This window comes from Aeromonas sp. ZOR0002 (genome assembly GCF_963866995.1).
Taxonomy (GTDB): domain Bacteria; phylum Pseudomonadota; class Gammaproteobacteria; order Enterobacterales; family Aeromonadaceae; genus Aeromonas; species Aeromonas caviae.
Genome location: NZ_CAWMFQ010000125.1, coordinates 4,645 through 17,769 on the forward strand (window position 1 = coordinate 4,645; position 13,125 = coordinate 17,769).

Below are 13,125 nucleotides of genomic sequence, written 5' to 3' on the forward strand. Positions count from 1 at the left end.
CACGGTCGCCGGGCGGCGGGCGTAGCGCCGACTCTTGAGGGCCCGAATAAATTTCAACATCCACTGGTGCTGGGAGTCGAACACCTCGGGGCGGCCGAGCCAGTAGGCGATGAATTCCCCGAGATCCTCTTCGCTGTAGCTGGCATCGATCACCCCGCACAGGCGTGCGAGAGCAGGCAGTTCTTCGTCCGGACGCCACTGCAGGTGCATCTGGAACGGGCGTGCCGGCAGGGGGCTGCGCACCCGCTGGCTCAGCAACGGCAACTGGAAAGGGCACTGGTGGTAGTGCTCACTGTCAGCCTGGGCCTCGACCTGAAGCAGTTCGGCCTCCATCAGCTCGTCGAGCAGTTCGGTCAGCTGGCGAGCGTTGACCTGATAGCTGAAACCACCGGGATTGCCCGGATCGACGACAGCCAGTGCCCGGCCAAGCTCGGGATAGTTGAGTCGGGCCAGCCGATTTTCCAGCACCAAGCGGCGCAGTTGCAGGGTATAGAGGCTGCGGGCCGGATGGGAGAGTCTGGGATGGGCGAGGGCGCTGTATTCGGCTGGCGTCATGGTCTGCTTCACGATCTGGAGTGGAGGGCATTATCCATCATGGCGGTGCCTCATACAATTCATGGTGCCGACCTGCGAGAGAACGGCTGCCGGGCGACGGTTGCCGACCATCTCTGCGCAAGGGGGCGAGCAAAATAGTCGGACCATTTCAAACGCTTGGCAGATATCAAGGCCAGCCCGGCTCGCTGCTCGACAATATTGTGTGGCGGTATCCAGCGCCCATGATCTAGTCTTAATGCTCAAATAACCATTTGACTAATAAGAGCTTTGTCAAGATGTCAAAAGCCGGACTACGGATCTTGGTGGTAGAAGACGAAGCGGTTTTTCGCCACTCACTGGTATCTTATCTCGAGCACGACGGGGCCTGCGTCTTTCAGGCAGAAGACGGGATTGAGGGGCTCTCTGCCGCAGCGCTCTATCGTCCCGATGTGGTGTTGTGTGATCTGAACATGCCGAACATGGATGGCCATGAGGTGATTGCCTGCCTCACCGCCCGCTATCCACAGGTGCCCGTCATCGTCATCTCCGGTCAGGATCAGATGGCTGCGATCGAGCGTGCGCTGCGGGCGGGGGCCAGGGACTTCTTCATCAAACCGGTGAAGGACTATGAGCAGATCCGCCGCAGCATCGAGCAATGCCTGACAAACCTCGGGCATCAGAGCCAGCAGCTGGAGCTGATGGAACACATCGACTTCTTCCGTGGCCACGATCTGGCGAGCAGCCGGCTGCTCTCCTGGTTGGCGCCCCCTGGCATGCAGGAGTGGGGGCCCTGGCAGGTCACCTTTGCCGGCATGGGCAATCTCTTCATCCCGGATACCTTCAAACTGGACGACAAGCTGCTGGTACTGGTGATGGAATTGCCCATCCTCGGTGTGGATGCGGCCTTCTGTGGTGCCTTGGTGCGATCCCTGATGAACGGCCCCTATCGCCAATACCAGCAACAGGAGAGCCTGCTGTTGACCCAGCCACACCGATTGCTGGATTACCTCAATCTGCAACTGCTGGAGTCGGGCCTGCGTCACTCCTTTGCCATGGCGGCCCTGCTGTTCGATCAGGAAGATGGGCTGCTTTTTGCAAATGCCGGGCTCACCTCACCTCACTGGTTGATGCGTGCAGGGGGGTTGCCGCTCGGCTTGATGCGCAGCAGTCGCTACACGTTGCACAGGCGAAGCTGGCACGAGCCCTTTGATCTGCAGTTTCGCAGTGACAGCGGCAGCGCCCTGACGATGCAGGTTCGTCACCACTGACGCAGTGAAGTGAACACATGCAAACAGGGCGCCCATGGGCGCCCTGTTTGGTCTCTGCTATCCTAACCGGTCAAACGGTCGCGGAGTGCAGTTTCTGCTCTTGTTCTTCGGGCTCTTTGGCCGGGCCTTCGGCACCGTGCATCCAGTAGACCAGGCGGTTGGCCATGGTCAGCAGGATGAGGGCGCTGATCACGGCGGCCAGTGCGATGCCACCGAAGATGGCCATGGCACCGGATTCGCCGACGAAGGAACCGATGAAGCCGGCGGCATAGTTGGCCAGGGCCACGAAACCGAACCAGGCACCCATCATCAGGGAGGCCAGGCGCAGCGGAGCCAGCTTGGTCACCATGGAGAGACCGATGGGGGAGAGGCAGAGCTCGCCCAGGGTATGGAACAGGTAGGCACCGACCAGCCAGAACATGGAGGTCTTGACGGCCTGATCACCACCTTGCTCCAGCACGGCACCGATCATGAACAGGAAGCCGACGGCCAGGAACAGCAGGCCCATGGCGAATTTCACCGGGGAGTTCGGCTCTTTCTTGCCGAGCTTGATCCAGATGGCGGCCACGACAGGGGCCAGGGTGATGATGAAGAAGGGGTTCAGGGACTGGAACCAGGCGGTCGGCACTTCGAAGCTGCCGATCATGCGGTCGGTATACTCCTGGGCATACAGGTTCATCAGACCACCGGCCTGCTCGAAGCCGGCCCAGAAGATGATGGTGAACAGGCCCAGTACCAGGATCACCTTGATGCGATCCACTTCCTGTTTGGTCAGGGGCGCTTTTTGCTCCTTGGAGCGCTGCAGGGCGGCACGCTGGGCTGCGGGCACACGGCCGATGTCACCAAGGAAACGCTGGGCCATGGTGGCCTGCACGACCAGGGAGAGCAGCATGCCGATACCGGCGCTGACGAAGGCGGCTTGCCAGCCATAGGCGGTGGCGGCGGCGCCGCAGATCACGCCGGCCAGCAGGGAGCCCAGGTTGATGCCCATGTAGAAGATGGTGAAGGCGCCGTCACGACGGTGATCCCCTTCTTTATACAGGTCGCCCACCATGGTGGAGATGTTCGGTTTGAACAGGCCGTTGCCCACGATCAGCAAGCCAAGGCCGGCATAGAAGACGGTGTTGACCATGTCAGGGAACATGGCGTGAGGCAGTGCCAGGGTAAACTGGCCGGCGGCCATCAGCACGGCACCGAACAGGATGGCACGGCGCTGGCCCAAGAAGGTATCGGCGAGCCAGCCGCCGATGATGGGGGTGATGTAGACCAGACCGGTATAGATGCCGTACAGCTTGAGGGCGTCGGCCTGGGTCCAGCCCATGCCACCGTTGGCGGTCAGGTCGGTCAGATAGAGGACGAGCACTGCACGCATGCCGTAATAGGAGAATCTCTCCCACAGTTCGGTACTAAAGAGCAAAAAAAGCCCTTTAGGGTGACCTAAAAAGGTCCCTTTGGACGGGTTATTCATTGGAACTTCCACCTGTGTCTTATATTTTTTTAGAAATTTTATGCAAGGGCTAGGAACAAGCCTTAATCCTTATAGAACAAGCGACTTTAAATTACAATATTATGATTTAGCGATATTTTATCTATCAATGGTTGAATATTTGTTTATAAAATGAAAAAGGGCATCGAATGATGCCCAGTTTTTTATTCTGCTTATCTTGTAAATATTCAGAGATTACAGCTCTTTGGCAAACTGCTTCAGCCAGCTGGTGAATTCTTTGCTGAGTTCCCGATGGCGCACGGCGTATTCCACATTGGCCTTCATGTAACCGAGCTTGCTGCCGCAATCGTGGCTGCGTCCCTTCATGAAGTAGGCATTGACCTGCTCCTTTTCCATCAGCATGGCGATGGCATCGGTCAGCTGGATCTCGTCGCCGGCGCCGGCCGGGGTTTTTTCCAGCAAGGGCCAGATATTGGCCGAGAGCACATAGCGACCGACCACGGCCAGGTTGGACGGGGCTTCATCCCGGGGCGGCTTCTCGACGATGGCCTGCATCGGCAGGGACATGCCTTCGCTCAGGGCCTCCCCCTTGATGTCGGCGATGCCGTATTTGTCCACTTCGCTCTCGGGGACGGCTTCCACCATGATCTGGCTGATCTGCTCCTCTTCGAACAGATGCACCATCTCCGCCAGGTTGTCCTGCTTCAGATCGCTGGCCACCTCGTCGATGAGCACATCCGGCAGCAGCACGGCGAAGGGTTGATCCCCGATGAGGGGGCGGGCACACAGTACTGCATGGCCCAGGCCTTTTGCTTCCCCTTGACGCACGTGCATGATGGTCACGTCTTTGGGACAGATGTGCTGAACCTCTTCCAGCAGTTGGCGCTTAACCCGCTTCTCCAGGGTCGCTTCCAGCTCGAAGCTTTTGTCGAAGTGGTTCTCGATGGAGTTCTTGCTTGAATGGGTCACCAGGATGATCTCCTTGATGCCGGCGGCGATGGCTTCGCGCACCACATACTGGATCAGCGGCTTGTCGACCACGGGCAGCATCTCCTTGGGGATGGCCTTGGTGGCGGGCAGCATGCGGGTACCCAGACCGGCAACGGGGAGAACGGCCTTGCGAACAACGAGCGGTGTCTTTTTCATGGAGTGAGTCCGAAGATACAAAGTGGGCTCATGATACCCGAAGAAAAATAGGGCAGCCACAGGCTGCCCTCGGGATGATAGGGATTCAAACCGGTTACTTGACGATAATCATGTCCCGGTTTGCTTCCAGCGTGGCCGATCCGATGCCACTGACGTCCGCCAGTTGATCGACGGAGGTGAACTTGCCCTGCTTCTCTCTGTGGTCGATGATGGCCTGTGCCTTCTTCTCGCCAATGCCCTTCAGGGCGGTGAGCTCGCCGGCACTGGCGGTATTGAGATTGATCTTGCCGCTCTCCTTGACTTGGGTGGTGGCCACAGGCTTGGTCGCCGCCTTGTCGGCGGCCAGCAGAGGTTGGCTCAACAGGGGGAGGCAGCCCAGCAGCAGTGCGGCGATCAGGGTTTTCTTGTTCATGTTTCACATCCTTATGAATCTGCCTTAGTGGCATATTTATCATTAGCTGTGTTGCGCCACTTTTTGTCTGTCAGTTTTGACACTGTATAAGTCAGTGCAAACGGCTATAAGCCGAAGATACTCACTCGGTTACACTGACCAACCCTTTGAGCGAGAACTCTTTTCCATGTATCTACCCGCCATTTCCGAACTGGAGCCCATCGCCCGCGCCGCCGGTGAGGCCATCATGTCCATCTACAGCCAGCCCTTTGCGGTGGAGTACAAGCAGGACGAGAGCCCGCTGACGGCTGCGGACAAGGGGGCCCACGAGGTGATCGTTCAGGCGCTGGCCCGTCTCACTCCCGATATCCCGGTGTTGTCGGAAGAGTCCTCCCCCGAGGTGATGGCTGCGCGACTCGGCTGGTCCCGTTACTGGCTGGTGGATCCTTTGGATGGCACCAAGGAGTTTGTCTCCCGCAACGGCGAGTTCACGGTGAATATCGCCCTGATTGAACAGGGGACCCCGCGCTGGGGGCTGGTCTATGCCCCGGTACTGGACAAGCTCTGGTATGGGGGCAAGGGGATTGGCGCCTGGCGTGTGGCCGATGGCAGGCACGAGACCATCCAGACCCGTCCTCATGACGCTGGGCAAGTGTGGCGCGTGGTGGGCAGTCGCAATCACCTGTCGCAGGAGACACTCGAGTATCTGGCCCGTTTTGGCGAACTGGAGCGGGGCGAGATCGAGCTGGTTTCCATGGGCAGCTCTCTGAAGTTTTGCATCATTGCCGAGGGGGAGGCCGAGCTTTACCCGCGGCTCGCACCGACCTGCGAGTGGGATACGGGGGCTGCTCAGGCGGTACTGGAAGGGGCGGGGGGCAGCGTCACCCAGCTCGATGGTTCGCCGCTTTGCTACAACAAGCCCGATATCCTCAATCCCTGGTTTGTGGCCAGGGCATGAGTCAGAAGATGCAAAAAGGCCGGACAGTGTCCGGCCTTTTTCTTGTCAGCCTTGATGGGCTCAGAAGACTTTCTTGAACGGTTTGATGGTCACCCTGGCGTAGACCCCTGCCGCAACATAGGGGTCCGCATCGGCCCAGGCCTGGGCGTCGGCCTGGCTGGCAAAGTCGGCGATGACGGTGCTGCCGGTGAAGCCCGCATCGGCCGGATCCTCGGCATCGATGGCCGGGTTCGGGCCGGCCGTCAGCAGTCGGCCCTCATCCTGCAAGGCTTGCAGGCGGGCCAGGTGGGCAGGGCGTGCCAGCTTGCGCTGGGGCAGGCTGCCCGCGACATCTTCGGAGTAGATCAGATACCACATGGAACAATCCCTTTCTGGTTGCGGTTATTTTTTCTGTTCTGCGTTCTGCTCGGCCGGCATGTGGCGATAGAGATAGACGCCGCTGAGCAGGGTGAAGACCAGGGTCATGCCCAGCAGGCCGAACACCTTGAAGTTGACCCACATCTCCTGGGAGAGGTTGAAGGCCACGTAGAGGTTGAGCAGACCGCACAGGGTGAAGAAGCCGACCCAGCCGAGATTGACGTTGTCCCAGACCCGGTCGGGGGCTTGGAGCTCCTTGGCCAGCATCTGCTTGATGAGGTTCTTGCCAAAGCCATAGCGGCCGATGAGCAGGGCGAGGGCAAAGAGCATGTTGATGACGGTCACCTTCCACTTGATAAAGGCATCGTCGTGGAAGAAGACGGTGAGGCCGCCGAAGAAACCGACCAGCACGAAGGTGAACAACTGCATCTTCTCGACCCGGCGATAGCGAAGCCAGCTGTACAGGAGTTGCAGGCCGGTGACGACCACCAGGGCGCCAGTGGCGGTGTAGATGTCGTAAAACTTGTAGACCGCGAAGAAGACGATCAGGGGGATGAACTCGATAAACTGCTTCATGCTGGGCTCTAACCTCAAAATTTCACTCAGTGTACCTGCCCGTCAGACAACGGCAAATGAATAAGACCGTCCATTCTGCAGGCAGTTCTTTCCCGGGTCGGCGGGTTACTCGAACAGCTGGCTGGCAATGTGGTTGCCAAGGCGCACCTGATCGTCCAGCAATACGCGTATGTCTGCTTCCTCGATGAGGGGGTTGAGCAGGACGGCGCGCAGCAGCGTGAGCGGTTGCTCGCCATAGCGGGAGACTGCGCGCTGGGTGCGTGAGACGAAGCTGTGCCCTTCGGCTCGCTGGGCTTTTTGCAGGGCGACGTTGAAGAGATTGATCTGTTCGTTGGCCGCCACATCGGGCAGCTGACCTTGCAGGTGGGGCGGAATGCACCGGTAGGAGAGCAGGTTCATTACAGGTGCCGACATCAGCTCGAAGGCGGGGCTGGCGTCGATGAGCGCGGCCATTCGCCGCGCCCTGTCGTAGTTGGCGTCGATGAGTTGGGCATAACCCTGCTGCCCCAGCATCTGGAAGGCGGCATCCAGATAGAGCGCGTTGGCGGGACGGGTCCCCTCCAGAGTGAAGCGCCCCTGATCGAAGGAGGTGGCGCGGATGGCGTAGGGAGCCTCGCGCTTCACCGTCATCATCAGGTCCGGTTGGCGGCAGAGCAGCATGCCGGTACCGAGCGGGACCAGCAACTGCTTGTGACCGTCAAGGGTGACGGTATCGGCGTGCTCTATCCCCGTAAGCAATCCCTGATAGCGGGGCGAGAAGAGGGTCGGACCACCCCAGGCCGCGTCCACGTGGAAGTGGATTTGCTCGCGCCGGGCGATGGCGGCCAGTTCCGGCAGCGGGTCGACGGAGCCAAAATCCGTGCTGCCAGCCACGCCGACCAGCGCCAGCACCTTGAGCTTCTGCTCCCTGCATTGTTGAAGGGCCTGTTCCAGTGCCGCCAGACTGAGCCGGTTGTGCTCGTCGGTGTCGAGACGCCAGACGCTGCGAGCCCCGAGTCCCAGCAGGTCCATCCCCTTGTCGAAGGAGTAGTGCATCAGCCGCGAGCCCAGAATGACGGCGCCGCGATAGCCCTGCTCGGCGAGGGCGAACAGGTTGTCGCCACAGGCCCGGTTGCGGGCCAGCCAGAGGGCGGTGACGTTGGCGATGGTACCGCCACTGGTCATGACGCCGAGGGCTGCATCCTTGGCATGCATCTGGGCTGCATAGAAGGCGTCGTCCTGGCGGTAGACCAGACGGTGCAGCTTGGCCAGCACTTCCCGCTCCAGAAAGCTCAGCAAACGGGAGGACTCCATCTTCATCGGGTTCTGGTTGAGCATCACCAAGAGCCGGGAGAGCTCGGCGGTGAAGGCTGGCAGCGGCGCCGTCATGTGTCCCATGTAGCGGGGAGAGGTGAGGTGCGATGCCCCGGGTACCAGGGTGGCGAGCCGTGCCAGATAGTCCCGGGGAGAGATGCCGATGGCGGGCATGCACGACTGATCGAGCTGGTGGGTGAAGCTGCCCCGCTGATAGGGGGCCTGACTGTCGTCGGAATGATGGAAATGCTCCAGCAGGGCCGTCATGGCCTTGCCGAAATCAGGATCCGGTTGTGTAAACAGTTCAGTGAGCTTCATCGGGTTCTCCAGACCAGATTGTCGGGCAGACGCGGCCATCCGCATGGGTGGCGTCGGCGGCAGAGCATACACCAAAGGGGCGGGGGGCACAGCCATCTCTGGCCCTCCCTCATCTTCGCCCCTTTATTTTCAGCTAACACTTGTAGCCTGAAACGTCGGCCGCTAGAGTGGGCCGGTAATGGGTTGGAGGTAATGATGGATGTGACGGGGTACTCCCCACGGGAAGAGTGGGCGAATCGCCTCAGCCATGGGCTGGGGCTGCTGCTGGGCGGACTGGGACTGGTCTTGCTGCTGCACAAGGGGTGGGATCAGGGGCCCAGGGTACTGCTGAGCTACGGCGTCTACGGTGCCAGCCTGGTATTGCTCTATCTCGCCTCGACGCTCTACCACAGCGTGAGCTCGGTGGCGGCCAGACGCTGGAGCAAGCTGTTCGATCACTGCGCCATCTATCTGCTGATCGCCGGCACTTATACCCCCTTCCTGCTGGTGGCGCTCGATACGCCGCTGGCGCAAGGACTGATGGTGGTGATCTGGGGGCTGGCCCTGGCGGGGGTCGTGTTCAAACTGATCTTCATCAATCGCTTCAAGAAGGTGTCGCTATTTACCTATCTGATGCTGGGCTGGCTGTCGCTGGTGGTCATCTACCAGCTCTATCTGCATCTGGATGGTACCGGGCTCCTGCTGCTGGGGCTGGGTGGTCTCATCTACAGCCTGGGAGTGATCTTCTATGTGGCCAAGCGCATTCCCTACAACCACGCCATCTGGCACCTGTTTGTGCTGGGTGGCAGTCTGTGCCACTTCATGGCCATTTATGGCTACATCTGATGGCTAACCCTTAATTGGTATTTTTGTGCTCATGAAAGCCTGAATTCGTGCGGCACCCCACAGTTGCCCCCTTCGTTTGCTGACAAGCTAGTGCCAGTTCAGTTTGGAAAGGATGCAAACGATGAGTGAGATCGCGCTTTCCATCAGCATGCTGTCGCTGGTGGCAGTGCTGGGGCTCTGGCTGGGAAACTGGCGGGTCTATGGCGTGGGTTTGGGTATTGGCGGGGTGCTGTTCGGCGGCATCATAGTGGGCCACTTCGCCGGCTTGTCCGGGTTGAAGCTGGATGAGCAAACACTTCATTTTATTCAGGAATTCGGCCTGATCCTGTTCGTCTACACCATAGGCATCCAGGTCGGTCCCGGCTTCTTCTCCTCCTTACGCAGTTCGGGCCTCAAGCTCAATGGCTTCGCGGCCCTGCTGGTTCTGCTCGGCTGTCTGGTGGCGGCAGCGTTGCACCAGCTGTTCGATGTACCGCTGCCGGTGATCCTCGGGGTCTTTTCCGGGGCAGTGACCAATACCCCGTCCCTGGGGGCTGGCCAGCAGATCCTGGCGGAGCTCGGGGCGGATCCTGGATCCACCGGCCTGATGGGGATGGGCTATGCGGTGGCCTACCCGTTCGGGATCTGCGGCATCCTGCTCACCATGTGGCTCATCCGGATGTTCTTCCACATCAAGATCGAGGAGGAGGCGGTCGCTTTCGAGCAGCAGGCTGGCAAGACCAAGGAGAGTCTGCAAACCATCAACATTGCCGTGCGCAATCCCAATATGCATGGCCTGATGCTCCGCGAGATCCCGAGTCTGGACGAGGCGGACGTCATCTGCTCCCGACTCAAGCGTGGCGACGAGCTGATGGTGCCAAAGCCCGACTCGCGCATCGAACTTGGCGACCTGCTGCACCTGGTGGGGGAGCGCCATGCCCTGCACAAGGTGCTGCTGGTGCTTGGAGAGGAGGTAGACACCTCCCTCTCCACCCGCGGGACCGATCTGCGGGTCGAGCGGGTGGTGGTCACCAATGAGCAGGTGCTCGGAAAGCGGATCCGCGATCTCGACATCAAGCAGAAATACGATGTGGTCATCTCGCGCCTGAATCGGGCCGGCATCGAGCTGGTGCCGACCAGTCAGACCAGTCTGCAGTTCGGTGACATCCTGAACCTGGTGGGGCGGCTCGATGCCATCGAGGCGGTCACCAGCGTGGTGGGCAACGTGCAGCAGAAACTGCAGCAGGTGCAGATGCTGCCCGTCTTCATCGGCATCGGGTTGGGGGTATTGCTCGGATCCATTCCCTTCTACCTGCCGGGATTCCCGGCGGCGCTCAAGCTGGGGCTGGCAGGGGGACCGCTGGTGGTGGCGCTCATCCTGTCTCGTATCGGCAGCATCGGCAAGCTCTACTGGTTCATGCCGCCGAGCGCCAACCTGGCGCTGCGGGAAATAGGCATAGTGCTCTTCCTGGCGGTGGTGGGGTTCAAGTCCGGGGCTGGCTTCATCGACACCCTGATCAACGGCGACGGTCCCGCATGGATGATGTACGGTGTGGCAATCACCCTCATCCCGCTGCTGCTGGTGGGTGTGCTGGCACGCCATTATGGCAAGCTCAACTACCTCACGCTGTGCGGTCTGCTGGCCGGCTCGATGACGGATCCTCCCGCTCTGGCATTTGCCAACGGTATGCACCCCACCAGTGGTGCCAGCGCACTCTCTTACGCGACCGTCTACCCCCTGGTGATGTTCCTGCGGATCATCTCGCCCCAGCTGCTGGCCATCCTGCTCTGGGCCGGTGTCTGACACCTCACGAGACGGGAGCCGATGAGGCTCCCGTCTTCGTTTTGTCACAATTGATGCTATTGATTTAATTAATTTTATTCATCTTCGGCGTCCCTTCGTTTTCACCCCGAAACCCGGCTTCATTTCGGTCTGTTCATTCGATTTTTCTCACTGGTTTATGGCCTGATAAACGGGCACATTGGAGGCTGGAGCAATATGCCCTTCGATATTTCAGGAGAAACCATGAGCAATCAGCGCATCGTATTGGATCAGGATGTCGTCGTTACCCACTTGCAAGGCAAAATGTATCTGGTCGCCGCCGACGGGAGCCAGAGACTCGTTGCAGAAGGCGATGTACTGCCCAAGGATGCGGTATTGCTTGCGCCCGAAGGGGCCAGCTTCCAGGGAGGGGAGACCACGTTCACCCTGGGTTCCGGCGAGCGCCCCGAAGAGGGTGACGCCGTGCTGGCGAATGCGGGTACGCCCGATGACATCGCCGCCTTGCAGCAAGCGATTCTGGACGGAACCGACCCCACCAAGGCATTCGAAGCGTCGGCGGCGGGCGGAGCCCCGGCCGCAGGCAATGCGGGGGGCGTGGCTGGTGCCAGCGGCAACGGCGGTTTCGTCACCATCGATCGTACCGGTGATGCAACCATCTCCAGTGCAGGCTTTGACAGCGCGAACCCGGCTGGCGCGGCGCCGCTGGTGGATGCGCAAAGCAGCGAGGATGAGCTGGTCGACCTCACCGCTCCCGTCATCACCGTCTCTGCCCCCGACAACACCAATGATCGGACGCCGACCCTGACCGGTACCACGGATGCCCCCGCTGGCAGCACGGTGACCCTGGTGGTGACCGATGCCAACGGCAATCAGCAGACCCTGACCGCGACGGTACAACCGGATGGCAGCTTCAGCGTGGATGTCACCACACCGCTGGCCGAAGGGGGCTATCAGGTGACGGCTTCCGTGACCGATCCGGCCGGCAACACCGGCACCGCGACCGATGATGGCAGCGTGGACACTACGGCTCCGATCGTGACGGTGAATGCACCGGACAATACCAATGACAACACTCCGACCATCACGGGTACCACGGACGCCGCCCCCGGCAGCACGGTGACCCTGACGGTGACCGATGCCAACGGCAATCAGCAGACCCTGACCGCCACGGTACAACCGGATGGCAGTTACAGCGCGGATGTCGTGACACCGTTGCCGGATGGGGGCTATGACGTGACGGCCAGCGTGACTGATCCTGCTGGCAACAGAGGCACGTCGAGCGACGATGGTAGCGTGGACACCACGGCGAACATCACGGTGAGCCTGGATGACGTGAACGCGGCCAATGTGGCCAACACGCCCATCAGCGGCACCTCCGATGTTGGCCCGGGTCGTACCGTGACCCTGGTGATCAGCGATGCCACCGGTAAGAGCGTGACAGTCACTGCCGTCACCGATGCCGACGGCAACTACCAGACCAGCGCCGATCTGAGCGGGCTGGCGGATGGCAACCTGACCGTGGTGGCCAGCGTTACCGACGCGGCGGGCAACCCGGCCAGCGCCACCGACGACACCACCTTGCTCGACACCACGCCACCGGATGCCAGCATCACCCTGGATGGCAACATCACCCCTGACGACGTGATCAACGCGGCCGAGTCCAAGCAGGACATCGCCGTGACCGGTCGCGTGGGTGGCGACGTGAAAGAGGGCGACACCGTCACCCTGACCGTCAATGGCAAGGCCTTCACCGGTCTGGTCTTGGCCGACAAGACGTTCAGCATCAATGTGCCGGGTAGCGACCTGGTGGCCGATGGGGACAAGGTGATCGACGCCAAGGTCACCACCACCGACGCGGCGGGCAACAGCACCACCGTGACCGATACCGAGGGTTACAGCGTCGACACCCAGGGTCCGAGCGTGGTGGTCAACATCGTTGACGACAAGCTGACCGTGGGCGAGACCAGCGACGTCACCTTCACCTTCAGCGAGCAGGTCAAAGACTTCGAGGTGGGCGACCTGACGGTAGAGGGCGGCACCGTGACCGGGCTGACTAGCTCCGATGGCGGCAAGACCTGGACCGCGACCTTCACTCCGGATGCGCACTTCACGGGCACCGCCAGCGTGACCGTGAAGGAGAACAGCTACACCGATCTGGCGGGCAACAAGGGGACCGGCGGCAGCGACAGTGCGGCCATCGACACCGAGGCGACCGGTGCCCCGACCGTGGTCATCACCGAAGACGTGAAC

General features: G+C 60.6%; 12 protein-coding genes. 5 read left to right on the top strand and 7 right to left on the bottom strand.

Annotated features, from left to right (window positions below):
- Positions 1-555, bottom strand: a 555-nt coding sequence (locus AACR77_RS07165) for a DnaT-like ssDNA-binding domain-containing protein (protein WP_042880598.1), incomplete at its 3' end; no start/stop codon positions are given.
- 275 nt (positions 556-830) lie between these two features.
- Between AACR77_RS07165 and AACR77_RS07170 the strand changes: the two genes are divergently transcribed.
- A complete protein-coding gene (locus AACR77_RS07170; RefSeq protein WP_042880600.1) occupies positions 831-1,802 on the top strand; it encodes a response regulator in 972 nt (323 codons plus the stop codon).
- Between the two features lie 70 nt (positions 1,803-1,872).
- On the opposite strand, the gene AACR77_RS07175 is transcribed toward AACR77_RS07170, so the two are convergent.
- The 3 genes from AACR77_RS07175 to AACR77_RS07185 form a co-directional block, all read right to left on the bottom strand.
- Positions 1,873-3,270 (bottom strand): peptide MFS transporter, encoded by a 1,398-nt coding sequence (locus tag AACR77_RS07175; RefSeq protein ID WP_029314796.1) that lies wholly within the window; start codon positions 3,268-3,270, stop codon positions 1,873-1,875.
- Between the two features lie 213 nt (positions 3,271-3,483).
- Positions 3,484-4,395, bottom strand: a complete 912-nt coding sequence (gene galU, locus AACR77_RS07180; protein ID WP_010675542.1) for a UTP--glucose-1-phosphate uridylyltransferase GalU — start codon at positions 4,393-4,395, stop codon at positions 3,484-3,486.
- Between the two features lie 94 nt (positions 4,396-4,489).
- Complete coding sequence (locus tag AACR77_RS07185) at positions 4,490-4,807, bottom strand: ComEA family DNA-binding protein (RefSeq protein WP_039041323.1); 318 nt, start codon at positions 4,805-4,807, stop codon at positions 4,490-4,492.
- A 166-nt stretch (positions 4,808-4,973) separates the two neighbouring features.
- Here AACR77_RS07185 and cysQ point away from each other — a divergent pair, with 166 nt between their 5' ends.
- Entirely contained in the window at positions 4,974-5,744 is a 771-nt protein-coding gene (gene cysQ / locus AACR77_RS07190; RefSeq protein ID WP_039041322.1) for a 3'(2'),5'-bisphosphate nucleotidase CysQ, read from the top strand.
- A gap of 60 nt (positions 5,745-5,804) precedes the next feature.
- Here the strand turns inward: cysQ and AACR77_RS07195 are convergent, their stop codons facing one another.
- The 3 genes from AACR77_RS07195 to AACR77_RS07205 all read right to left on the bottom strand — a co-directional run bounded on the left by AACR77_RS07195 (position 5,805) and on the right by AACR77_RS07205 (position 8,288).
- Positions 5,805-6,101, bottom strand: coding sequence for a YciI family protein (locus AACR77_RS07195; RefSeq protein WP_010675539.1), 297 nt, complete (start codon positions 6,099-6,101; stop codon positions 5,805-5,807).
- Between the two features lie 24 nt (positions 6,102-6,125).
- The gene (locus AACR77_RS07200; protein ID WP_039041321.1) at positions 6,126-6,677 is read right to left on the bottom strand and encodes a septation protein A; all 552 of its coding nucleotides are present in this window, start codon (positions 6,675-6,677) and stop codon (positions 6,126-6,128) included.
- A gap of 105 nt (positions 6,678-6,782) precedes the next feature.
- Positions 6,783-8,288 carry an aminotransferase class V-fold PLP-dependent enzyme gene (locus AACR77_RS07205; RefSeq protein ID WP_042880602.1) on the bottom strand — a complete coding sequence of 502 codons (1,506 nt, stop codon included), beginning with the start codon at positions 8,286-8,288 and terminating at the stop codon, positions 6,783-6,785.
- A 192-nt stretch (positions 8,289-8,480) separates the two neighbouring features.
- Here AACR77_RS07205 and trhA point away from each other — a divergent pair, with 192 nt between their 5' ends.
- The 3 genes from trhA to AACR77_RS07220 form a co-directional block, all read left to right on the top strand.
- Positions 8,481-9,113 (top strand): PAQR family membrane homeostasis protein TrhA, encoded by a 633-nt coding sequence (gene trhA, locus AACR77_RS07210; RefSeq protein ID WP_039041319.1) that lies wholly within the window; start codon positions 8,481-8,483, stop codon positions 9,111-9,113.
- Between the two features lie 121 nt (positions 9,114-9,234).
- The gene (locus AACR77_RS07215) at positions 9,235-10,896 is read left to right on the top strand and encodes a putative transporter (RefSeq protein ID WP_010675535.1); all 1,662 of its coding nucleotides are present in this window, start codon (positions 9,235-9,237) and stop codon (positions 10,894-10,896) included.
- A 222-nt stretch (positions 10,897-11,118) separates the two neighbouring features.
- On the top strand, positions 11,119-13,125 hold a 2,007-nt coding region (locus tag AACR77_RS07220; RefSeq protein ID WP_042880604.1), incomplete at its 3' end, for a retention module-containing protein.

Bases quoted from the DNA above. Each gene is read 5' to 3' on its own strand.
- AACR77_RS07170 (WP_042880600.1), top strand. From the start codon at position 831: ATGTCAAAAGCCGGACTACGGATCTTGGTGGTAGAAGACGAAGCGGTT.
- AACR77_RS07175 (WP_029314796.1), bottom strand. From the start codon at position 3,270: ATGAATAACCCGTCCAAAGGGACCTTTTTAGGTCACCCTAAAGGGCTT.
- galU (WP_010675542.1), bottom strand. From the start codon at position 4,395: ATGAAAAAGACACCGCTCGTTGTTCGCAAGGCCGTTCTCCCCGTTGCC.
- AACR77_RS07185 (WP_039041323.1), bottom strand. From the start codon at position 4,807: ATGAACAAGAAAACCCTGATCGCCGCACTGCTGCTGGGCTGCCTCCCC.
- cysQ (WP_039041322.1), top strand. From the start codon at position 4,974: ATGTATCTACCCGCCATTTCCGAACTGGAGCCCATCGCCCGCGCCGCC.
- AACR77_RS07195 (WP_010675539.1), bottom strand. From the start codon at position 6,101: ATGTGGTATCTGATCTACTCCGAAGATGTCGCGGGCAGCCTGCCCCAG.
- AACR77_RS07200 (WP_039041321.1), bottom strand. From the start codon at position 6,677: ATGAAGCAGTTTATCGAGTTCATCCCCCTGATCGTCTTCTTCGCGGTC.
- AACR77_RS07205 (WP_042880602.1), bottom strand. From the start codon at position 8,288: ATGAAGCTCACTGAACTGTTTACACAACCGGATCCTGATTTCGGCAAG.
- trhA (WP_039041319.1), top strand. From the start codon at position 8,481: ATGATGGATGTGACGGGGTACTCCCCACGGGAAGAGTGGGCGAATCGC.
- AACR77_RS07215 (WP_010675535.1), top strand. From the start codon at position 9,235: ATGAGTGAGATCGCGCTTTCCATCAGCATGCTGTCGCTGGTGGCAGTG.